This window comes from Shinella sp. OV683 (genome assembly GCF_057787725.1).
The window spans coordinates 345199-365761 of the sequence record NZ_CM173543.1; the positions used below are offsets into that span (position 1 = coordinate 345199).

Genomic DNA, 20563 nt, shown 5'->3' on the forward strand with positions numbered 1-20563 from the left:
TCATTTCCCCTTGGTTTTGAGGTCGAGCGCGACGCTTTCGATGCGCTCCAGAATGGTTTTGAGGTGGCTCCGCAGGCGTTCGGCCTTGGCGGGATCATAGGCGAATGGAGGCGCCTCGGTGGCGAGATGGGTGGATTGGGCGAGTTCCATCTGGATCGCATGCACGCCGGCTTCCGGCCTGCCGTAATGGCGCGTCGTCCAGCCGCCCTTGAAGCGGCCGTTGAGGATGCTGCTATAGCCCTCGGCCTCGGCGGTGACCTCGACGGCAGCCTGCTCGATGGCGGGATCGCAGGTCTTGCCCATATCGGTGCCGATGTTGAAATCCGGCAGCTTGCCGTCGAACAGGAACGGGATATGCGAGCGGATCGAATGGCAGTCATAGAGAACGGCGACGCCATGGATCGCCTTCACCCGCTTGATCTCGGTGGCGAGTGCCGCGTGATAGGGGGCGTGGAAGTCCCGCAGCCGTGCGGCAATGTCGGCCTCAGTCGGGGCCTCACCATCCTTCCAAATCGGTTTGCCGTCGAAATCGGTGTCGGGCACCAGGCCCGTGGTGTTCTGGCCGGGATAGAGGCTGGCGCCATTGGGATCGCGGTTGGCATCGATGACGTAACGATGGAAGGTGGCGCGCACGGTGGTGACGTTGTCGAGCAGGCCTGCGTAGAGATCGTGGATGTGCCAGTCGGTGTCGGCGAGGATGCGGCCGTTGTCGCTGAGGCGCGCCCAGATGTCGGCGGGCACATCGGTGCCGGTGTGTGGGAAGCCGAGGATGATCGGGGAGGTGCCCTGGCGGGCTTCGAAGACGGGTGAGGTCATGTTCTAACCCCTCACCAACTTCGGCCATGGGTTCACTACGCTCACCCGGCCTGCGTATCCTCTCCCACAAGGGGAGAGGTGGAGTTGCGGCGATGCCTCATCTTTGCCTCTCCCCTTGTGGGAGAGGATAGCAAGTCCGCGAGAGGCAAAGCCGATCGCTGGACGCGCTTGGTGAGGGGTGGGGGCTACAAATACTCTTGGGAGGGCCATCTTCACCGCTCCAGCGCCGGCAATATACCCGTCGAGACCGACGCATTCAGCTCCCCCGACGCCACAAGCGTTGCCGCTGCCGCCAGGTCATTGGCCATGTAGCGGTCGATCTCGAGCGTCGCCACCACCCCGCGCAAAGCGCCAATCGCACTCTGCAATTCGGGGCTGGTGGTCAGCGGCGCGCGGAAATCCACGCCCTGCGCTGCTGTGATTGCCTCGATACCGATAATGCCGAACAGGTTTTCGGTCATCTGCAACAGACGGCGGGCGCCGTGGCAGGCCATAGACACGTGGTCTTCCTGGTTGGCCGAAGTCGGGGTCGAATCCACCGATGCCGGGTGCGACATCTGCTTGTTCTCGCTCATCAGAGCCGCGGAGGTGACTTCGGCGATCATCAGGCCGGAATTCAGGCCGGGCTTCTTGGCGAGGAACGCCGGCAGGCCGTATGAGAGGGCGGGGTCGACCAGGAGCGCGATGCGGCGCTGGGAGATCGCGCCGATTTCGCAGACCGCGAGTGCGATCTGGTCGGCGGCGAAGGCTACCGGCTCGGCGTGGAAATTGCCGCCGGAGACGACGGAATTGTCGGACAGCACCAGCGGATTATCGGTCACGGCATTGGCCTCGATTTCCAGCGTTCGGCCGACCGAGCGCAACAGGTCGAGGCAGGCGCCATCGACCTGTGGCTGGCAGCGGATGCAATAGGGGTCCTGAACGCGCTCGTCGCCTTCGAGATGGCTTTCGCGGATCACCGAGCCAGCCAACAGCCCGCGCAGGGCGGCGGCAGTATCGATCTGGCCTTTGTGGCCGCGCAGAGTGTGGATATCGGGATGGAACGGGGCGGACGAACCCATGGCCGCGTCGGTGGACATCGCACCTGTGATCAGCGCAGCCTGGGCGGCGCGATGGGCGCGGAACAGGCCGGCCAGAGCGAGAGCGGTCGAGGTCTGGGTGCCGTTGATCAGCGCCAGCCCTTCCTTGGCCGCCAGTACGACCGGCTTCAGGTCCGCCTTGGACAGAGCATCGGCACCGGAAAGCCGCTCACCATTATAGAAGGCCTCCCCTTCGCCCATCATGACGGCGGCGAGGTGGGCCAGTGGTGCAAGATCCCCCGAGGCGCCGACCGAGCCTTTTTCCGGGATGACCGGCGTGACGCGCGTTTCCAGCATGCCCTCGATCAGGCGCACGAGATCGAGGCGAACGCCTGAGGCGCCACGGCCAAGCGAGACGAGTTTGAGCGCCATGATCAGGCGGACGATGTTTTCGGGTAGCGGCGCGCCGACACCACAGCAATGCGACAGGATCAGGTTACGCTGCAGTGTGGCCGTATCGGCGCTGTCGATCTTGATCGAGGCCAGCTTGCCGAAGCCGGTGTTGATGCCGTAGACGGCGGCGTTGCCGGCGGCGATCTCGGCAATGCGATCGGCGGCCTTTTGAATACCGGCATCGAAAGCCGGATCGAGCCTTGCGCTCTCGCCGGTCCAATAAATGGTCTCCAGCTGGTTCAGCGAAACCGAGCCGGGATGCAGAGTGACGGTCATCGATTGATCCTTTCGCCCTTGAAGATGCGGGCATGCAATGGGTTGAAGCCGATGCGGTAGACCAGCTCGGCAGGGCTTTCGATATTCCAGATGGCGAAGTCGGCTGATTTGCCCTGCTCCAGCGTGCCGGTGGCATCCAGCAGGCCAAGGGCGTGGGCGGCCTCGCGGGTCGCACCGGCTATGCATTCGGACACCGTCAGGCCGAACAGGGTCGCCGACATGTTCATGGTCAGCAGCAGCGAGGTCAGCGGCGAGGTGCCGGGATTGCAATCGGTGGCGATGGCGATCGGCACGCCTGCCTTGCGGAGCGCGGCAACCGGCGGCGCCTGTTTTTCATGGATGGCATAGAATGCGCCGGGCAGCAGCACGGCCGTGGTACCTGCCTCGGCCATGGCGGCCACGCCTTCATTATCGAGATATTCGAGATGATCGGCGGAGATCGCTCCATAGGATGCTGCCAGCTTGGCGCCGCCGAGATTGGAAAGCTGCTCGGCATGCAGCTTGATTGGAATGCTGAGCGCCTTGGCCTTGTCGAACACGCGGGCGATCTCGTCGGGCGAAAAGGCAATGCCTTCGCAGAAGCCATCGACGGCATCAACAAGGTCTTCCGCATGCGCACGTTCGAGACCTGGCAGCACGACCTGATCAATATAGTCGGCATTGCGACCCTTGAATTCGACGGGCGTCGCATGGGCAGCGAGATAGGAGGTAAGCACGCGAACCGGGCGGACGGTGCCTAGCGCCCGTGCAGCACGCAGCATGCGCAGTTCCGCCTCGACATTCAGGCCATAGCCCGATTTGATCTCGATGGTGGTGACACCCTCGGCCAGCAGTGTATCGAGGCGTGGCAAGGCCGCCAGCATCAGCTCCTCGACGCTCATGGCGTTCGTCGCCTTGACGGAGGAGACGATACCGCCGCCAGCGCGGGCGATTTCCTCGTAGGACGCGCCGGCCAGCCGCATTTCGAATTCCTTGGCGCGATTGCCGCCGTGGACGATGTGGGTGTGGCAATCGACGAGGCCGGGCGTCACCCAGCGGCCACCGAGATCGGTGACATCGGCGCCATCGGCAAGTTCATTTGGCAGGTCCGCTTGCGCGCCCGCAAAAAGAATACGACCATTGTCATAGGCAATCGCACCATCTGCGATAATACCAAGGCCTTCGCTGCCGGCGGCGAGAGTCGCAAGCGATGCATTCGTCAGGATCTGGACCGGTTTCGACATGAGACTGTTCCTGTTGATATCGATTGCATCTTCCGTCGTTGCGGAATATGTATATACTTAATGACGGGCGACGCAAGTGGTTTCGCAAAGGAAAAGGTTCGAATTGCAATGGCGGCTTTATTCGCAGACCGGATGCTGGGTCCCTCGGGCTGGATCGACAATGCCAGGATCGCGATAGAAGATGGGCGCATCCTTTCGTTCGACGCAGGTGCCCAGGCACAATCCGACGACGAGCGGCATTCTACGATATTACCGGGCATGGGCAACCTGCATAGCCACGCATTCCAGCGCGCTATGGCGGGGTTGGCAGAGACGCGGGGCCCTGGCGACGATTCGTTCTGGAGCTGGCGCAACATCATGTACCGCTTCGCGCTGTCGATGACGCCGGAGCAGGTCGAGGCCGTCGCCGGCCAGCTTTACATGGAAATGCTGGAAGCGGGTTTTACCCGGGTCGGCGAGTTCCATTATCTGCATCATGACAAATCGGGCGAGCCTTATGCCGATATCGCCGAGATGGCGGCGCGGATCGGGGCGGCGTCGGTGGAGACGGGCATCGGGCTGACTCTGTTGCCGGTGTTTTATGCCAATTCCGGCTTCGGCGGTGCCGAGCCGTCCGAAGGGCAGAGACGCTTCATCAATTCGATCGATCGCTATGCGCAGCTGCATGCTGCCTGTCAGAAGATCATTGGCGGAGTTGACGGCGCCAATCTCGGCGTCGCGCCACACAGCCTGCGGGCCGTGACGCCGGAGACACTTGATGCCGCGGTGAAGATCGCCGGCAATGGGCCGATTCACATCCATATCTCCGAGCAGGTGCTCGAAGTCGAGGATTGCATTGCCTGGTCCGGGCAGCGGCCGGTCGAATGGCTGCTCGACCACCAGGCGGTCAACGAGCGCTGGTGCCTGATCCATGCGACGCACATGAGTGGCGATGAGGCGCGCGGCATGGCGCAGAGCGGCGCGGTGGCGGGTCTTTGCCCGATCACCGAGGCCAATCTCGGCGACGGCACGTTTCCGGCGCTGGGTTTCCTCAATGCCGGTGGCAAATGGGGTGTCGGCTCGGACTCCAATATCCTGATCGGCATGCCGGACGAGCTGCGCCAGCTCGAATATTCGCAGCGGCTTTTCCACAGAGCGCGTAATGTCATCGCCCATCCGAATGCCTCGACCGGGCGGCGGCTGTTCGACGGCGCGATTGTGGGTGGAGCGCAGGCCCTGGGTGTCGAGGCGGGCATCGCGGTCGGCCAATCCGCCGATTTCTTCACCCTTGCGGCCCGAGATGTCGAATTTGGTGATGACAGGCTGCTTGATCGCTTTATTTTCTCTGGAGGAGCCGATATCGATTGTGTCTGGGTGCGCGGGAAGAAGTGCGTGGATGGCGGCCGGCATGTCCATCGGGACAGGCTGTCGGCGCGATTCAAATCAACCATGCGCGAACTGGCCGAAGGATTGTAGCGGCGATTTGATGATTTCGGGGAACTCTGGCGAGCAGGGCTGAATGGCACCTTCCACCACCAATGCGGAACTGAGTGCAGATCTTTCTCTGCATCAGCGCATCGTCAACGATATCGAGGGCAAGATCCTCTCGGGTGAGTGGCCGCCCGGCTACCGGCTGCCCTTTGAGCTGGAAATGGCCGAATCCTATCAATGTTCGCGAATGACCGTGAACAAGGCGATGAATCAACTTGCGCGCACCGGCCTGATCGAACGCCGCAAGAAATCCGGCAGCTTCGTCATCCAGCCGCATGCGCAATCGGCGGTGCTGGAAATCAGCGAGATCAAGCAGGAAGTCGAAGGGCTGGGAAAGGCCTATCGCTATAAGCGCGCCTCGCGCGACATGCGCAAAGCAAACGCCGATGATCGCACGATGCTTGATCTTGCAGCCTCCGGCAAGGTCATCGAAATCAGCGCGCTGCATTATGCTGGCGAGCGTGTGTTCTGTGTCGAGGAGCGGCTGATCAATCTCGCCTCCGTGCCCGAAGCGGCCGAGGAGACATTCGAAAAGATCGCGCCGGGCACATGGCTCCTGCAGCAAGTGCCCTGGAGTGCCGCCGAACACAAGATCAAGGCTGTCGCCGCCGACGAGCAGGTTGCCGAGACGCTATCGGTGCCGCTTGGCTCCGCCTGCCTGGTGGTCGAACGACGCACCTCGATGCTGGGTGTGTTCATCACCCATGTCAGGCTCACCTACCTCGGCAGCAGCCACGAACTGGTGGCGCGGTTCACGCCTTCGCAGACCGGCCAGATTTGATCGTGTCGATCTGTGCGCATGATCCGGCGTTCCCGTGGGCTAAGGATCGCGCAGTGCGCGCGAGCCTCAATGGCTCGGATATCAGGCCAGATCCGAGATAACACCAACATTGGGACAACCTCCGGATGGCGATCGTGCTAGTATAGCAATCTTCCGCATTCAGCAGCGCATCGAGGCCATGCTTCCATTCACTGGAACCAATTGTGCTTGCGCAGAGGTGGCGAATGCGAGGAGGGCGACTGATGTCGCCCGTGAAGAGGGTCCCATGGCCCGCCAAAGCAGATAAGGGCATCCAGGCATCATTCGAGGCGGACATCGTTCCGGCCTGAAGGGATAGCTTCCGCTGTGCTCGATTCTCGGCTTCGGCGAGCCTGCCAGCCACAACGAAAAGATCTGCAGCGACAGAACGACTTCAATGACGAAAGCATGCTCCTGATCGAAGGATACTGGCTTATGTCCCGATCCCAAGCGCATCTTGCTTTGTTGCTGGCGGCCGCATTCTGGGGCTTTGGCAATATCTCGCAAAAGCTTGTCCTGCTGCATGTGGGGCCGCTCGGTGCCGTATGCCTGCGATGTTCCATAGCCGCAGTCGTCATCCTTCCCCTCGTGTGGCTGGAACGTCGAAGCACGAGGAAGCCGGGCTATTGGCTGAGCGTCATGATCGTGTCCTCGGCCTTTGCCACGGCGCTGACCATACAGCAGATCGCCTATATGGAGGCTACTGTCGTCAATGCCAGTTTCCTTGTGAACACGGCGACCGTCTTCACGCCGCTCATCGCCTGGCTTCTCCTCAGGGAATATCCCGGCTGGCACGGCGCGGTAGCAGCAGGATTGACACTGCTCGGCATTTTCCTGATGTCGGGTGGGGCCACCAGCATCGCCACCATGAACGGCGGTGATATTGCCTGCCTCGTTTCGGCAGTCTTCTATGCATTCTGGATGATTGCGCTAGGGCAACACGCGCAAAAGTACGGCCTGCCGGTTACCTCGGCCTTCCTCCAGTTCCTGGTCGCAACACTGGCTGCATTGCCCCTGTTCCTGACATTTGAAAGCCCCCGGCTGGATGATGTCGTAGCCGCCGGTCCCAACTTGCTCATCCTCGGTGTTTGCACGACCGCCGTCGCCTTTGGCCTGCAAACCTATGCACAGCGTTTCACCACGGCGTCGAAGGCTGCAGTTCTGGTCTCGGCGGAAAGCATCTTCGGGGCCGTCGGCGCCTTTGTCGTCCTGAACGAGCGCCCTTCCGTGGTAATCATGGCGGGTGCCGCCATCATCTTCGCCGCCATTGTTGTGGTGTCGCTGGCATCGGGCAAAAACGTGGAGCCCATCGGCTCAAAGGCGTAGTTCCTTGCTCAATTGTAAAGCTTCATTGAGATTCCGAGCGTCTGGGGTATCGGGTTCCATAGTCCAGTGCGAAGCCCGCCTTCTCGGAGCGCCCGCGCCGTCCAGGTGTTGCAGCCAAGTAGCGCATTGAAAGAACCATTGGCCTCGAAGAAGGCGTCGTAACGGCCATAACCTTTGCCGAGGATCGGGATTTGCTTCTGCTGGTCGACAGCGAAGCTCGACTGGATGAAGGCCAGCATGTGCTCGAAGCCGGGATCATCGACATCGAACCTCGTGATCGCCGGATCGCTTTCGGAAAGCGAACCCGCTACATCGACATGCATCACCGATTGATCGACGGTCAGTGCCCTGAATACCGGCAGAGGCTTCAGGTCGGCCCAATGCGGCGTTTCCAGATAAAAGGACCTGCCGCCCCAGCCGACGATCACGTACTGCACACCGGCATTGTCGATCGGCACGCCGGCTTCAGCGAGGAAACCGAAGCGGTTGCGGATGGCATCGTCGACGGGAATGGCGATATCGGTGTGGATCGGGTTGGAGAGCACCAGAATGTGGCGTGTTCCGGCCGACGGATCGGCCGCCTTGGCTGAGGGCCAGAGGGGGCGCGGAATAAGGGTGCCGCCTGCAGCGAGCAGTGCGATCAATATGATCGATCGGAGAACCCATCGTCTAGCACGCCCCATTGTCTAGTTCCCCGAATGTACACGCGTAGCCAGCCCTCGAAATAGGGCGCAACCTTGCTCAGAACAGAAAATAGCGCTGTGCCATCGGCAGCACCGTCGCCGGCTCGCAGGTCAGCAGAAGGCCGTCGGCACGGACTTCATAGGTTTCCGGGTCGACTTCGATATGCGGGGTCAGGGCGTTGTGGATCATCGACTTTTTGTTGATGCCGCCGCGCGTGTTTTTCACCGCCAGCAGTTTCTTGGCGACGCCGAGCTTGTTTTGAATACCAGCATCGAGCGACGCTTGGGAGACGAAAGTCACCGAGGAATTGGTGCGCAGCTTGCCAAAGGCTGCAAACATCGGGCGGTAATGCATGGGCTGCGGGGTCGGGATCGAGGCGTTGGGATCGCCCATCGGCGCGGCTGCGATCGAGCCGCCGAGCAGCACCATTTCCGGCTTGACGCCGAAGAAGGCCGGCGACCAGAGGACGAGGTCGGCGCGCTTACCGACTGCGACCGAGCCGATCTCATGGCTCAAGCCCTGGGCGATGGCCGGGTTGATCGTGTATTTGGCGATGTAGCGCTTGACGCGCATGTTGTCGTTGTCGCCGGTTTCTTCGTTCAGAGCGCCACGCTGGCGCTTCATTTTGTCGGCGGTCTGCCAGGTGCGGATCGCCACTTCGCCGACGCGGCCCATCGCCTGGCTGTCCGACGAGATGATCGAGAAGGCGCCGAGATCGTGCAGGATATCTTCGGCGGCAATGGTCTCCTTGCGGATGCGGCTTTCAGCAAAGGCGATGTCTTCCGGGATCGACGGGCTGAGGTGATGGCAGACCATCAGCATGTCGAGATGCTCGGCCAGCGTGTTGGTCGTATAGGGCCGCGTCGGGTTGGTCGAGGACGGGATGACGTTGAGCGATCCGCAGACCTTGATGATGTCGGGGGCGTGGCCGCCACCGGCGCCCTCGGTGTGAAAGGCGTGAATGGTGCGGCCCTTGATAGCGTCGATCGTGTCCTCGACGAAGCCGGATTCGTTGAGCGTATCGGTGTGGATCATCACCTGGATGTCGTATTCGTCGGCGACCGACAAGCAGTTGTCGATGGCGGCAGGCGTCGTGCCCCAATCCTCGTGCAGTTTCAGCGACGAAGCGCCGGCGAGCACCATTTCCACCAGTGGCGCCGGCAGCGAGGCGTTGCCCTTGCCGGCGAGTGCGAGGTTCATGGGGAAGGCGTCGAAGCTCTCGATCATCCGTTCGATGTGCCAGGCGCCGGTGCAAGTGGTGGCCAGCGTGCCATGGGCGGGGCCGGTGCCGCCGCCGAGCATGGTGGTAACGCCGCTCATCAGGGCTTCGTCGATCTGCTGCGGGCAGATGTAGTGAATGTGCGCGTCCATGGCGCCCGCCGTGAGGATCTTGCCTTCGCCGGCGATTGCTTCGGTCGACGGGCCGACGATGATGGTCACACCCGGCTGGGTGTCGGGATTGCCGGCCTTGCCGATGGCGGCAATTCGGCCATCCTTCAGGCCGACATCCGCCTTGACGATGCCCCAGTGATCGATGATCAGCACATTGGTGATGACGGTATCGACGGCGCCTTCGGCACGGGTCGCCTGGCTCTGGCCCATGCCGTCGCGGATCACCTTGCCGCCGCCGAATTTCACCTCTTCGCCATAAGTGGTGTAATCCTTCTCGACCTCGACGAACAGTTCGGTATCGGCGAGCCGCAGCTTGTCGCCAGTGGTGGGACCGAACATCGAGGCATAGGCCGCGCGGGACATCTTGTAGGACATGGGATCAAACTCCTGAGGCGGATCTTCTAATTCTGGCTTCGAAAAGGCGGTTCACTTGGCCTTCGGCAATCCGGGCTTCTATCCATTGCCGCTCGGCCGCCCAGGGATGCCACTCCCAGCCCTGATGGCCAAAGCCGGCGAGAGACACCTGATCGCCGGCCTGTCGGAAATGGGCGAGAAATTCGGCGATGGCGACAAGGCCCGTGGACGGCACGACATAGGGCGGCGGATCATAGGCTGCGAGTTCGCGATCAAGCTGCTCATGCGTGGCTGCGGGGATGACATGCAGCGCCTTGGCGGTACCCTCGCAGAACGCGCGAAAACCGTCGGTATAGTCATCGCAGAAATCATCGAGCTCCGGATGCGTCAGCGTCAGCGGCGCACGCATGTCGACAAATTTCAGTGGATCGCGCACGCACCAGATCGTGGATGCGGCGAGCACGGCCGGGTTGTCCTTCCAGCCCGGTTCTTCCAGCATCTTCTTGCCCGGGCGACCGGTGTTGCAGACCGTGACGATATCGGTCTTGCTGCCGCCTGCACCGACCGAACGGCAGTCGTTGAAGCGCATCACCAGATCGGCTGCATCGATGACAGCGGCAAGGCCTGCCTCGATTTCCCCATTGCCGACGATCATGATGCTGCGTGTCATTCGATCAGTTCCCTAGGCCTTTGATCAGGTCGTTGAGTTCCCTGGTGCGGTTTTGCGTCAGGCCCGCGAGGCATCCGGAGACCAGCATAGGCGACATCGAGCCGCCAACGGCCTCATAGCCCACGCCATCGCACTGGCCGTCGCGATAGTCGATCCAGGCACGCTGGGCCTTCTTGAGCGCCTTGACCGCGCCAACATAGTTGGGGCCCATTTCGGCAGCCTGCTTGTCCACTTCGACCTGGCTTTCCAGTGCCTGCTTGTAGACTGCGTTCAGCTCCTTGTCGGCCTTTTCGAAATCCTGGTTGGCGCAGTAGTTCATATCCGCCTGGGACATGGCATTGGCGCAATCGACCTGCGGGTCTTCCTGGGCGCAAGCGGTGCCGATAAACAGCGCCAGCACCGAGAATCCCAAAACCATCTTGAGGGTGTTTTTCAAATCTTTTCCTCCATAAGATCCAACACATCCGGTATGAATTTCGCTGCAGCACGATCAAAGCTATACAATTTGCTTGCACCTGCGCGCTTGGCGACTGCAAAGATCAAACAGTCCGAAAAGTCGGCTTTCCCGTTGGTGTAGACGGCGAGTGCAAGGAGAACTGCGGGAAGGTTCTCGACCTCAAAATCGTCAGAGGCCACGAGTTGGTTGAGAAGATCGATGATGAATTGCTTCGGCTGCTTGTAACTGCGTATCAGAACCCAAACGAACTCGACGAGTACGATGTTGGACAGGAATGCCTTGTTGTCGTTTAGGCTTGCAATCAAATTCCTGGCCGCGTGCATTTGTCTCTCGTCGTCTGCAACGAAAATTCTTACCAGGATATTGGTGTCAATGCCGATCATCTGCGGTCCTGTCGCCGGGACTGCTCGAATTTTTCCACAGCAGCTTCCTCGACAGCGTCCTTGAGTTCCGCGTTGGAGAGCGTTTGACCGGACCGTATAGTCAGGTGCTCGATAGAATCCAGAATGCTCCGCCGCTTCCTCGGCGCGATGAACGCCCTTGCACCATCCTCGATGTCGAAGGCAATCTGGTCTCCCGGCTTCAGATCCCATGCGTTGCGCAACGAGATAGGAAGCGTGATCTGCCCCTTCGATGTCAACTTCGCATAGACCGTCGTCATGTCAATTCCTTTCGCGCTTGCAATTCCTTACCAATCTTATTGTAAGGAATTCGGCGACTCTTTACAAGAAAGCCTCTTTACAGCTTTCCCATCACGTGCTGGCGAAAGCCGTAGACTTCGCGCTTGCCGGAGAGCGGGATGAGCTGCACCGAGCGCTTCTGACCCGGCTCGAACCGCACCGCGGTGCCCGAGGGAATATCGAGCCGCATGCCGCGGGCCTGTTCACGGTCGAAGGCCAGGCCGGCATTGGTCTCGAAGAAGTGGTAGTGCGAGCCGACCTGGATCGGGCGGTCGCCGGTATTGGCGACCTCGATCGTCACCGTCGGCAGGCCGACATTGAGTTCGATCTCGCCCTTGGCGGGAATGAGTTCACCGGGAATCATTGAGGTTCCTTTCTCAGGCTGCTTTAGAGGGCGCGCAGCCCTCCGCTTTCAGCACGCGCTTGGTCGAGGCGGGATTGTTGATGAGTTTCGCCGCCGGGCGGATCGGCCGCCGAACCAACTCGCCGCCGCAGTTCGGGCAAATTCCTTCGAGCGTGTTTTCGGCGCAATCGGCGCAGAACGTGCATTCGAATGTGCAAATCCTCGCATCGCGGCTCTCGGGCGGCAGGTCCCGGTCACAGCATTCGCAATTGGGGCGGAGTTCCAGCATGGTAGCCTCAGCGGATCGGTTCGTGGACGGTCACCAGCTTGGTGCCGTCGGGGAATGTGGCTTCTACCTGGACATCGTGGATCATTTCGGCAATGCCTTCCATCACCTGGTCGCGGCTGATGACATGGGCGCCGGCTTCCATCAGGTCGGCAACGGAGCGGCCATCGCGGGCACCTTCGACGACGAAATCGGAGATCAGTGCAATCGCTTCGGGGTAGTTGAGTTTCACGCCGCGCTCCAGCCTGCGGCGTGCGACCATCGCCGCCATTGAAATCAGAAGCTTGTCTTTTTCACGGGGAGTGAGGTTCATCGATGGCTCCGCAACGAATAGGTCTTTGAATATTCAACCCTTCCCGCCCTTAGCCGCAATACGGCAAATGACGGTGGGCGTGTCTAGATGCTCCACACTTTCGGTGCAGGATCGCCATTTCGCAAGAGCGAAATAGCCGGGATCAGTATTTTCCTGAGTATGTAGCCCTCGCTGGCGATCAGGCGGATGACGAGCTTGCCGTTCCAGTGGCTGACACCGCCCATCGTGTCACCCAGCAGGGTGCGAATTCTGGGTACCAGCGCCTCGGCGCGCGATCCGCAGTAGACCATGGTGGCGAAAGCCTGGTTGCCGCCGAGAACAGGCGACTTGGCCTTCAGCGCCTCGATATCTCCGGACAGGCAGACGTCCTCGGCATGGATCAACGCGCCACCACGGCGAATGCGCCACCGATCGCGAAACATGCCGGTACGGACGATCTCGCCCATTGCCTTGCGGCCAAGCAGCACGGCCTCGAGGCCGATGAATTCGGCGGTTTCGTGCAGATCTACGTCGAGCGTGCGTTTCAGGGCGCCGTGGTCGAAGAGGATGGTTTCCTGCGGTAGCCAATGCAGCGTGGCATTTTCGCCGACACTAAGCCGGGAATTGACCTCGGCATGGCCGCCGGAGGATTTGTAGATGCGCTCGCAGGCCTGGGTGGTGACGGTAACGTGACAGCCTTCCCCGGCATCGACCTGCCAAGCGATGCGGTCGCCGCCGGTCAGGCCGCCCGACGTGTTGATCAGCACTGCCTCCATGCGGCCGTCATAAGATTCCGGCATGCGGATCTTGGCGGCGCTTTCCTGGTAGAAGACGTCGAGGCGGGTTTTACCGTGGGCGAATTTGGTGGCGAGGCGGGCAACGCCCTTGGTGCGCTGCGGGAGGATTTCCGGGTTAGGGGCGAGCATTATGCATGGCCCCAGTGTGTTCGTGAAAGAAGGGAAGAGTCCTTTTGCGGCGCAGACGCGCCGCGCTGGATTCCTGTGACAAGCACAGGAATGACGGAGTTGGTTTTGGCTGCCGGTTTCCCAGCGCATCTGTCGAAGCTATGAATTGGGCCCTGCGCGTGATTTCATTGGCTATGCAGAAGCGATTCTCTCCCTCATTCCTGTGCTTGTCACAGGAATCCAGTCGGCTTGCGTCTGCAAGCCGAGGAGACTCTCCAAGTGATTTGAATTGAGACTGTTGGCCGAAGCTCACATCAAACAAACGCCAAATCCCATTACACCGTCAAATGCCGCCGTGCTTCTGATGTGTCCAGCGTCTCGGCCGGGCCCTCATGCACGATCTCGCCGCGATCCATGATGTAGACATGGTCGGCGAGTTCGCGGCAGAAATCAAGGTATTGTTCCACAAGCAGAATTGCCATGCCCGTGGAGTCACGGAGATACTGGATGGCGCGGCCGATATCCTTGATGATCGAGGGCTGGATGCCTTCGGTGGGTTCGTCGAGCACGAGGATCTTGGGGCGCGTCACCAGAGCCCGGCCGATGGCGAGTTGCTGCTGCTGGCCGCCCGAAAGGTCGCCGCCGCGACGGCCGAGCATGGATTGCAGGATGGGGAACAGGCTGAAAATGTCGTCGGGGATAGAGCGGTCGGCGCGCTTCAGCGGCGCGTATCCGCTTTCCAGATTTTCCTTGACGGTCAACAGCGGGAAGATTTCGCGGCCCTGCGGCACGTAGCCGATGCCGAGCTTGGCGCGGGCATAGGGCGCCATGCCGTTCATGACCTTGTCGTTGAAGGTAGCCTTGCCGCCGCTCAGCGGATGCTGGCCGGTCACCGCTCGCAGCAGCGAGGATTTGCCGACGCCGTTGCGGCCGAGCACGCAGGTGATCTTGCCCATCTCGGCTTTCAGCGAGACGCCGCGCAGCGCCTGGGCGGCACCATAGTGAAGATTGGCGTTCTCGACTGTCAGCATGTTTCGCGTTCCTCAGTTCAGCAATGTTCGTTTCAAAGCCTGCAATGCGTTCTTCTGTTCGGTCGTTGCATCGCCGCCGATGCTGGCGACATCCTCGGCGATGCCGATCAGTTCCTGGCGTTCGTCGATATTCAGATGTTCAAGCCAGAGATCGCGGAAGCGGCGGATCGGGTCTTCGGGATTGACAACGGTCTTGGCGGCCCAGTCAGCGAAGATGATCACTTCCTCAACATCCTTGTCGGCGATGATACCCTTCATGCGCCTGGCGATCAGCTCCTTGGCGACATCCTTGTGCACCGGCTTTTCGTTGGCGAGGCAGAGGAAGAAGGCCACAGCGGCAATCGCCGGATCCTTGATCGTTGCCAGCGGAGCAGCCTCGGCCTTCTTGCGGAACTGCTTGCGCTTGTAGGCGCCGCGCATCCGCTCGACTGAATCGATGATCTCGCTTCCCGCTTCCTTCACCATCTTCAATCGCCACCACCAGACTGCCGCACCTGCTGCCACCATCAATATCAAACCGAGAAAAGGCATCGCTTAAACTCCAAAGTAGAAACTGGCCGACGTTAAACCCAGCTTTTCCTAGACGTTCAAGTGCCCTTCTCTATTTTCCTAGCGTCCCAGATAGTTCTCGATCACTTTCGGATCGGAACTGACGAAATCGATCGAGCCCTCGGCCAGCACCGAACCTTCGGCAAGGCATGTCACCTTGACGCCGAGGTCGCGGATAAAGCCCATATCATGCTCGACCACAACGACCGAACGGGTCTTGGCGATCTCCTTGAGCAGGATTGCCGTCTCGGATGTCTCCGCATCGGTCATTCCGGCCACGGGCTCATCGACCAGCAACAGTTTCGGCTCCTGTGCGAGCAGCATGCCGATCTCCAGCCATTGCTTCTGGCCGTGGCTAAGATTGGCGGCATAGTCGTCCTTGCGGGCGGTCATGCGCACGGTCTCAAGGATCTCCTCGATGCGCGCTTTGTCCTTCGGCGTCAGCGTATAGAACAGCGTGCCGAACACACCGCGATTGCGGTTGAGCGCCAGCTCGAGATTGTCCCAGACAGTGTGACTTTCGAATACTGTCGGCTTCTGGAACTTACGGCCGATGCCAAGCTGGGCAATTTCCGCCTCGTCCAGCTTGGTCAGGTCGACCTCGTTGTTGAAAAACACCTCGCCCTCGTCGGGGCGGGTCTTGCCGGTGATGATATCCATCATCGTCGTCTTGCCGGCGCCGTTCGGGCCAATAATGGCCCTGAGTTCGCCGGGTTCGATGACCATCGACAGTGAGTTCAGGGCCTTGAAGCCGTCGAAGGAGACTGAGACGCCACTGAGATAGAGAATGCTGCGGGGTTTCGGTTCGGTCATATCGTCTACTCCGCAGGCTTGGGATTGGCAGCGAGGTTCTCGGTGCGGGTCTTCTCGCTCGCAGCCGCTGTCCTGTAGGACTTGCGGGTGGCGAAGCTCTGCTGGATTGTGCCGACGATGCCCTTGGGCAGGAACAGGGTTGACGCCACGAACAGCCCACCCAACGCAAACAGCCAGAATTCCGGGAAGAGGCCTGTGAAGATGGTCTTGCCGCCATTGACGAGGATAGCGCCAATGATCGGGCCGATCAGTGTCGAGCGACCGCCGACCGCCGTCCAGATCACCACTTCGATGGAGTTGGCCGGGGCAAATTCGCCGGGATTGATGATGCCGACCTGCGGCACGTAAAGCGCGCCTGCGATACCGGCAATCATTGCCGAGACCACGAAGGTGAAGAGCTTCATGTGTTCGACACGGAAGCCCAGGAAGCGCACGCGGCTTTCAGCATCGCGCACGCCGATCAGCACCTTGCCGTATTTGGAGCGGACGATGCCCGATGCCAGCAGCAGCACCAAAGCGAGCATGATCGCCGTGGCCGCAAACAGCGCCGCACGGGTGCCATCGGCCTGGATGTTGTAGCCGAGGATGTCCTTGAAATCGGTCAGGCCGTTGTTGCCGCCAAAACCCATGTCGTTGCGGAAGAAGGCAAGCAGCAACGCGTAGGTCATCGCCTGGGTGATGATGGAGAGATAAACGCCGTTGACGCGAGAGCGGAAGGCGAACCAGCCGAAGATGAAGGCGAGCAGGCCGGGGACGACCACCACCATCAGCGCCGCGAACCAGAACATGTCGAAGCCATGCCAGAACCACGGCAGCGATTTGTAGTTCAGGAACACCATGAAATCCGGCAGGATCGGGTCGCCATAGCTGCCGCGCGGGCCGATCTGGCGCATCAGGTACATGCCCATCGCATAGCCGCCGAGCGCGAAGAAAGCGCCATGACCAAGCGAGAGGATGCCGCAATAGCCCCAGACGAGATCGAGCGCCAGCGCCAGCATCGCATAGGTCAGGTATTTGCCGAACAGCGACATGATGTAGGTCGGCACATGTAGCGGATTGTCTGGGCTGGTGAAGAGATTGAGCACCGGTACCAGGAGCGCGAGCGCCAGCAGGATGACGACGGCGATGACGATCCTGCGATCGAGCGAGCGGAGGAGAAAGGCCGTTATCATGCTTCCACCGACCTTCCTTTGAGTGCGAAGAGACCACGGGGCCGCTTCTGGATGAAGAGAATGATGAGCACGAGGACAAGGATCTTGCCGAGCACCGCGCCGGCATAGGGTTCCAGGAACTTGTTGAGAATGCCGAGCGTGAACGCGCCGACGAACGTGCCCCAGAGATTGCCGACGCCGCCGAACACCACGACCATGAAGCTGTCGATGATGTAGCCCTGGCCCAGATTGGGCGAGACGTTGTCGATCTGCGAAAGCGCCACGCCGGCGATACCCGCGATGCCGGAGCCAAGCGCGAAGGTGGCCGCATCCACCCATGGTGTGCGGATGCCCATCGACGAGGCCATGCGGCGGTTCTGGGTAACCGCGCGCATCTGCAGGCCCATCGGTGTCCGCTTGAGGATGAAAAGCAGCGCGGTGAATACGGCCAGAGCGAAGACGATGATCCAGAGACGGTTCCAGGTGAAGGTCAGCCCGCCAAGATCGAAGGAGCCGGACATCCAGGTGGGGTTGCGGACTTCGCGATTGGTCGGCCCGAAGATCGTGCGGATTGCCTGCTGGAGGATCAGCGAGATGCCCCAGGTGGCAAGCAGGGTTTCAAGTGGCCGGCCATAGAGGAAGCGGATGACGCTGCGCTCGATGACCAGCCCCACCAGCGCGGTGAACAGGAAGGCGACGGGAACCGACAGCGCCAGCGAATAATTGCCGAGTTCCGGCGCATAGGTGACGACCGCCTCCTGGACGACGTAGGTGGTGTAGGCGCCAAGCATGACCATTTCGCCATGTGCCATGTTGATGACGCCCATGACGCCGAAGGTGATGGCAAGGCCGATAGCGGCGAGCAGCAGTACCGAGCCAAGCGAGATGCCATAGGAGACGTTCTGGGCGATATCCCAGAGCGCAAGGCTGCGGTTGATCGAATTGATGTCGGTCTGGATGGCCGGCTTGAGGTCGTTGGAGGCGGTTTGCATCGCCGCCATCAGGATCGTCAGCGCGTCGCGGTCGCCACGTGCGGCGATCGTGTCGATGGCGGCCTTCTTGTCCTCGACGCTCGCATCGGTCTTCAGCAGGATGACGGCGCGGGCAGCCTCGATGGTCTTCTTGACCTCGGAGTCCTTTTCCTGCGCAAGCGCCGTGTTGAGCAGTTCGAGGTTGGCAGGATCAGCGTCCTTGAGAATGCCTTGGGCTGCGGTCAGGCGGGCTGTACGATCCGGCGACAAGAGGGTCAACTGGCTCTGCAGCGAGGCAATGACGCCGCGCAAGGCATTGTTGACCTTGACCTTGGTCATCATGTCGGGATCGATATCGGCGACCGCTTCGCCGGAAATGGGATCGGAATAGGTCGGCGTGTCTTCGTCGCCGCCTTGCAGCAGCACGGGGCCGCCGTCCGCGCTGACATAGAGTTGGCCGTCGCTCAACTGCTGCAGGATCTTGCCGACATTGGGATCCTTGGATGCGACCAGCGCCTTGATGGCAACTTCACGTTCCGGAAATCCGCCAACGCCGAGCGCGTCAACCAGCGTATGGAAATCTTCCTGGGCCCGGACGGAGGTCGCAGAGGCCGAAATGGCTAGACATAAAGCAACGACAATAATCTGGATGGCGCGATACATAGGCTTTCTCGCCTCGCTTAACGTTGAACATCCCTTGGATATCCGGGCGGGATGGCAACCTGCCGCCTGAGCGGCGTCGGTTTAAGTGGGGCTTCCGCCCGGACCTGGTCCGGACGGAAGTGCCTTCTGTGCGTCAAGTGGCCGGAGGGGATCAGGAACCCTTGCCGCCGCACTTGCCGGTGGCAACGTTGAAGTTGCCGCAGTTCATCGGCTTGCGCCAATCAGAGATCAGATCTTTGGAGTCAGGCAGGTAGTCAGACCATTCGTCGCCGACCACAGCTGGGGTTTGCTGGACGATTTCGAACTGGCCATCGGCTTGGATTTCGCCGATCAGAACCGGCTTGGTGATGTGATGGTTCGGCATCACAGTGGCATAGCCGCCGGAGAGGTTGGGAACAGTCGTTCCGATGATGGTGTCGAGGACGGCATCGGTATCGGTTGTGCCGGCAGCTTGGACAGCCTTGACCCATGCATTGAAGCCGATATAGGCGGCTTCCATCGGGTCATTGGTCACGCGCTTCTTGTTCTTGGTGAAGGCGTGCCATTCCTTGATGAACTTCTTGTTGGCCGGGCTTTCGACCGATTCGAAGTAGTTCCAGGCGGCGAGGTGGCCGACCAGCGGCTTGGTGTCAAGGCCAGCGAGTTCTTCTTCGCCGACCGAGAAGGCGACGACCGGGATGTCGGTTGCCTTGATGCCCTTGTTGCCCAGTTCCTTGTAGAACGGCACGTTGGCGTCACCGTTGATGGTGGAGACCACGGCGGTCTTCTTGCCGGCCGAGCCGAATTCCTTGATCTTGGCAACTTCGGTCTGCCAATCGGAGAAGCCGAACGGCGTGTAGTTGATCAGGATGTCTTCCTTGGGAATGCCCTTGGCAATCAGGTAGGCTTCGAGGATCTTGTTGGTCGTGCGGGGATAGACGTAGTCGGTGCCTTCGAGCACGAAGCGTTTGACGCCTTCCTTTTCCATCAGGTAATCGACAGCCGGGATAGCCTGCTGGTTCGGAGCGGCGCCGGTGTAGAAGATGTTGCGCGAGGATTCTTCGCCTTCATACTGCACGGGATAGAACAGGATGGAGTTCAGTTCTTCGAAAACCGGCAGGACCGATTTGCGCGAAGAGGACGTCCAGCAACCGAACACGGCGGCAACCTTGTCCTTTTCGATCAGCTCGCGGGCTTTTTCCGCAAACAGCGGCCAATCCGAAGCCGGGTCGACCACGACGGCTTCCAGCTTCTTGCCGAGAAGGCCGCCCTTCTTGTTCTGCTCGTCGATGAGCATCAGCATGGCGTCCTTGAGCGTGGTCTCGGAGATGGCCATGGTTCCCGACAGGGAGTGGAGGACGCCGACCTTGATCGTGTCGGCGGCAAATGCGTGCAGTGCCGAGACCGACATGGCGCCGGCAAGCAAGGCACTGGTTACCAGGTTCCTGAGCTTCATTGTAAATTCCCCTCTTATGAGCGTGGAGCAACGGTTTAAGAAATCGTTAAATTCCGTTGTCTGAGGGGATAATCAGGCCAGATTGTGCAATGCGATATACGTTAATTGACGTAGAACGAGGGGGAAAAGGAGGCAAAATGTGCAGCTTTTCTATCCGGCGCTTTCTGTCTCGACCTATTCGGCCGGTTTTGTTGATGTAATCGCGAAGGTGCCGCGAGAGCCGTAGACGGTGCCGCGCCCGAAGATCCATTCAGCACCAGCCGCAACGAATGCCCGAGCAATTGGTCCTATGGGCACGAATGCCCGATCCGGGCCTCTCCATCCCCTACGGTGCAAATCAGGCGCTTCAGATTCTTACAAAGCCGGAGAACGCCTGTTACCGCTCCGTTTCATCTGGTAAAGTCAATGGCGTGTGCACGCACTGGATGAGTATTGATGTCTACGTTGACGCTCGGGATTGTGTGAGACGGTTGTATGCGGTCTGCCGACTTCATGACAATTGGAG

Annotated in this window: 22 protein-coding genes; 3 read left to right on the forward strand and 19 right to left on the reverse strand. The window is 60.5% G+C overall.

All coding sequences use genetic code 11. From position 1 onward, the window contains the following. The 3 genes from hutG to hutI all read right to left on the reverse strand — a co-directional run bounded on the left by hutG (window position 1) and on the right by hutI (window position 3787). Window positions 1–816 (reverse strand): N-formylglutamate deformylase, encoded by an 816-nt coding sequence (gene hutG, locus ACXHRN_RS01705; protein ID WP_488639629.1) that lies wholly within the window; start codon window positions 814–816, stop codon window positions 1–3. Between the two features lie 212 nt (window positions 817–1028). After that, entirely contained in the window at window positions 1029–2564 is a 1536-nt protein-coding gene (hutH, locus tag ACXHRN_RS01710; protein ID WP_488639630.1) for a histidine ammonia-lyase, read from the reverse strand. Further along, window positions 2561–3787 (reverse strand): imidazolonepropionase, encoded by a 1227-nt coding sequence (gene hutI / locus ACXHRN_RS01715; RefSeq protein ID WP_488639631.1) that lies wholly within the window; start codon window positions 3785–3787, stop codon window positions 2561–2563. Before hutI ends, hutH begins: the two co-directional genes overlap by 4 nt. Before the next feature lie 108 nt (window positions 3788–3895). Between hutI and ACXHRN_RS01720 the strand changes: the two genes are divergently transcribed. The 3 genes from ACXHRN_RS01720 to ACXHRN_RS01730 all read left to right on the forward strand — a co-directional run bounded on the left by ACXHRN_RS01720 (window position 3896) and on the right by ACXHRN_RS01730 (window position 7382). Next, window positions 3896–5242 carry a formimidoylglutamate deiminase gene (locus ACXHRN_RS01720; protein WP_488639632.1) on the forward strand — a complete coding sequence of 449 codons (1347 nt, stop codon included), beginning with the start codon at window positions 3896–3898 and terminating at the stop codon, window positions 5240–5242. Between the two features lie 43 nt (window positions 5243–5285). Beyond that, complete coding sequence (hutC, locus tag ACXHRN_RS01725; protein ID WP_488639633.1) at window positions 5286–6038, forward strand: histidine utilization transcriptional repressor HutC; 753 nt, start codon at window positions 5286–5288, stop codon at window positions 6036–6038. A 453-nt stretch (window positions 6039–6491) separates the two neighbouring features. Continuing rightward, window positions 6492–7382 (forward strand): DMT family transporter, encoded by an 891-nt coding sequence (locus tag ACXHRN_RS01730; RefSeq protein WP_488639634.1) that lies wholly within the window; start codon window positions 6492–6494, stop codon window positions 7380–7382. 8 nt (window positions 7383–7390) lie between these two features. Here ACXHRN_RS01730 and ACXHRN_RS01735 read toward each other — a convergent pair whose 3' ends face one another. The 16 genes from ACXHRN_RS01735 to urtA all read right to left on the reverse strand — a co-directional run bounded on the left by ACXHRN_RS01735 (window position 7391) and on the right by urtA (window position 20058). After that, on the reverse strand, window positions 7391–8065 hold the full coding sequence (locus ACXHRN_RS01735; protein WP_488639635.1) for a TIGR02117 family protein: 675 nt from the start codon (window positions 8063–8065) through the stop codon (window positions 7391–7393). Between the two features lie 58 nt (window positions 8066–8123). Beyond that, window positions 8124–9833, reverse strand: a complete 1710-nt coding sequence (ureC, locus tag ACXHRN_RS01740; RefSeq protein WP_488639636.1) for an urease subunit alpha — start codon at window positions 9831–9833, stop codon at window positions 8124–8126. Window positions 9834–9837: 4 nt separating this feature from the next. After that, window positions 9838–10482 carry a glycosyltransferase family 29 protein gene (locus tag ACXHRN_RS01745; protein WP_488639637.1) on the reverse strand — a complete coding sequence of 215 codons (645 nt, stop codon included), beginning with the start codon at window positions 10480–10482 and terminating at the stop codon, window positions 9838–9840. A gap of 4 nt (window positions 10483–10486) precedes the next feature. Beyond that, window positions 10487–10900: a lysozyme inhibitor LprI family protein gene (locus tag ACXHRN_RS01750; RefSeq protein ID WP_488641795.1), complete on the reverse strand. Its 414-nt coding sequence runs from the start codon at window positions 10898–10900 to the stop codon at window positions 10487–10489. Between the two features lie 14 nt (window positions 10901–10914). Then, window positions 10915–11322, reverse strand: coding sequence for a type II toxin-antitoxin system VapC family toxin (locus tag ACXHRN_RS01755; protein WP_488639638.1), 408 nt, complete (start codon window positions 11320–11322; stop codon window positions 10915–10917). Further along, complete coding sequence (locus ACXHRN_RS01760; RefSeq protein ID WP_488639639.1) at window positions 11319–11600, reverse strand: AbrB/MazE/SpoVT family DNA-binding domain-containing protein; 282 nt, start codon at window positions 11598–11600, stop codon at window positions 11319–11321. The genes ACXHRN_RS01755 and ACXHRN_RS01760 overlap by 4 nt, the downstream gene beginning before the upstream one ends. A gap of 77 nt (window positions 11601–11677) precedes the next feature. Continuing rightward, the gene (locus tag ACXHRN_RS01765; protein ID WP_488639640.1) at window positions 11678–11983 is read right to left on the reverse strand and encodes an urease subunit beta; all 306 of its coding nucleotides are present in this window, start codon (window positions 11981–11983) and stop codon (window positions 11678–11680) included. A 13-nt stretch (window positions 11984–11996) separates the two neighbouring features. After that, a complete protein-coding gene (locus tag ACXHRN_RS01770; RefSeq protein ID WP_488639641.1) occupies window positions 11997–12251 on the reverse strand; it encodes a DUF1272 domain-containing protein in 255 nt (84 codons plus the stop codon). Window positions 12252–12258: 7 nt separating this feature from the next. Beyond that, the gene (locus ACXHRN_RS01775; RefSeq protein ID WP_488639642.1) at window positions 12259–12561 is read right to left on the reverse strand and encodes an urease subunit gamma; all 303 of its coding nucleotides are present in this window, start codon (window positions 12559–12561) and stop codon (window positions 12259–12261) included. 83 nt (window positions 12562–12644) lie between these two features. After that, window positions 12645–13466 (reverse strand): urease accessory protein UreD, encoded by an 822-nt coding sequence (locus ACXHRN_RS01780; RefSeq protein WP_488639643.1) that lies wholly within the window; start codon window positions 13464–13466, stop codon window positions 12645–12647. A gap of 314 nt (window positions 13467–13780) precedes the next feature. Continuing rightward, the gene (gene urtE / locus ACXHRN_RS01785) at window positions 13781–14476 is read right to left on the reverse strand and encodes an urea ABC transporter ATP-binding subunit UrtE (RefSeq protein WP_488639644.1); all 696 of its coding nucleotides are present in this window, start codon (window positions 14474–14476) and stop codon (window positions 13781–13783) included. 12 nt (window positions 14477–14488) lie between these two features. Then, the gene (locus ACXHRN_RS01790; RefSeq protein ID WP_488639645.1) at window positions 14489–15007 is read right to left on the reverse strand and encodes a hypothetical protein; all 519 of its coding nucleotides are present in this window, start codon (window positions 15005–15007) and stop codon (window positions 14489–14491) included. Between the two features lie 78 nt (window positions 15008–15085). Further along, entirely contained in the window at window positions 15086–15838 is a 753-nt protein-coding gene (gene urtD, locus ACXHRN_RS01795; RefSeq protein WP_488639646.1) for an urea ABC transporter ATP-binding protein UrtD, read from the reverse strand. A 5-nt stretch (window positions 15839–15843) separates the two neighbouring features. Then, window positions 15844–17010 (reverse strand): urea ABC transporter permease subunit UrtC, encoded by a 1167-nt coding sequence (urtC, locus tag ACXHRN_RS01800; RefSeq protein ID WP_488639647.1) that lies wholly within the window; start codon window positions 17008–17010, stop codon window positions 15844–15846. Beyond that, window positions 17007–18623, reverse strand: coding sequence for an urea ABC transporter permease subunit UrtB (gene urtB, locus ACXHRN_RS01805; RefSeq protein WP_488639648.1), 1617 nt, complete (start codon window positions 18621–18623; stop codon window positions 17007–17009). The genes urtC and urtB overlap by 4 nt, the downstream gene beginning before the upstream one ends. 151 nt (window positions 18624–18774) lie before the next feature. Then, window positions 18775–20058, reverse strand: a complete 1284-nt coding sequence (gene urtA / locus ACXHRN_RS01810) for an urea ABC transporter substrate-binding protein (RefSeq protein ID WP_488639649.1) — start codon at window positions 20056–20058, stop codon at window positions 18775–18777. Between the last annotated feature and the right edge of the window lie 505 nt (window positions 20059–20563).

Coding starts and splice junctions, on each gene's coding strand:
- hutG (WP_488639629.1), bottom strand. CDS start 816: ATGACCTCACCCGTCTTCGAAGCCCGCCAGGGCACCTCCCCGATCATC.
- hutH (WP_488639630.1), bottom strand. CDS start 2,564: ATGACCGTCACTCTGCATCCCGGCTCGGTTTCGCTGAACCAGCTGGAG.
- hutI (WP_488639631.1), bottom strand. CDS start 3,787: ATGTCGAAACCGGTCCAGATCCTGACGAATGCATCGCTTGCGACTCTC.
- ACXHRN_RS01720 (WP_488639632.1), top strand. CDS start 3,896: ATGGCGGCTTTATTCGCAGACCGGATGCTGGGTCCCTCGGGCTGGATC.
- hutC (WP_488639633.1), top strand. CDS start 5,286: ATGGCACCTTCCACCACCAATGCGGAACTGAGTGCAGATCTTTCTCTG.
- ACXHRN_RS01730 (WP_488639634.1), top strand. CDS start 6,492: ATGTCCCGATCCCAAGCGCATCTTGCTTTGTTGCTGGCGGCCGCATTC.
- ACXHRN_RS01735 (WP_488639635.1), bottom strand. CDS start 8,065: ATGGGGCGTGCTAGACGATGGGTTCTCCGATCGATCATATTGATCGCA.
- ureC (WP_488639636.1), bottom strand. CDS start 9,833: ATGTCCTACAAGATGTCCCGCGCGGCCTATGCCTCGATGTTCGGTCCC.
- ACXHRN_RS01745 (WP_488639637.1), bottom strand. CDS start 10,482: ATGACACGCAGCATCATGATCGTCGGCAATGGGGAAATCGAGGCAGGC.
- ACXHRN_RS01750 (WP_488641795.1), bottom strand. CDS start 10,900: ATGGTTTTGGGATTCTCGGTGCTGGCGCTGTTTATCGGCACCGCTTGC.
- ACXHRN_RS01755 (WP_488639638.1), bottom strand. CDS start 11,322: ATGATCGGCATTGACACCAATATCCTGGTAAGAATTTTCGTTGCAGAC.
- ACXHRN_RS01760 (WP_488639639.1), bottom strand. CDS start 11,600: ATGACGACGGTCTATGCGAAGTTGACATCGAAGGGGCAGATCACGCTT.
- ACXHRN_RS01765 (WP_488639640.1), bottom strand. CDS start 11,983: ATGATTCCCGGTGAACTCATTCCCGCCAAGGGCGAGATCGAACTCAAT.
- ACXHRN_RS01770 (WP_488639641.1), bottom strand. CDS start 12,251: ATGCTGGAACTCCGCCCCAATTGCGAATGCTGTGACCGGGACCTGCCG.
- ACXHRN_RS01775 (WP_488639642.1), bottom strand. CDS start 12,561: ATGAACCTCACTCCCCGTGAAAAAGACAAGCTTCTGATTTCAATGGCG.
- ACXHRN_RS01780 (WP_488639643.1), bottom strand. CDS start 13,466: ATGCTCGCCCCTAACCCGGAAATCCTCCCGCAGCGCACCAAGGGCGTT.
- urtE (WP_488639644.1), bottom strand. CDS start 14,476: ATGCTGACAGTCGAGAACGCCAATCTTCACTATGGTGCCGCCCAGGCG.
- ACXHRN_RS01790 (WP_488639645.1), bottom strand. CDS start 15,007: ATGCCTTTTCTCGGTTTGATATTGATGGTGGCAGCAGGTGCGGCAGTC.
- urtD (WP_488639646.1), bottom strand. CDS start 15,838: ATGACCGAACCGAAACCCCGCAGCATTCTCTATCTCAGTGGCGTCTCA.
- urtC (WP_488639647.1), bottom strand. CDS start 17,010: ATGATAACGGCCTTTCTCCTCCGCTCGCTCGATCGCAGGATCGTCATC.
- urtB (WP_488639648.1), bottom strand. CDS start 18,623: ATGTATCGCGCCATCCAGATTATTGTCGTTGCTTTATGTCTAGCCATT.
- urtA (WP_488639649.1), bottom strand. CDS start 20,058: ATGAAGCTCAGGAACCTGGTAACCAGTGCCTTGCTTGCCGGCGCCATG.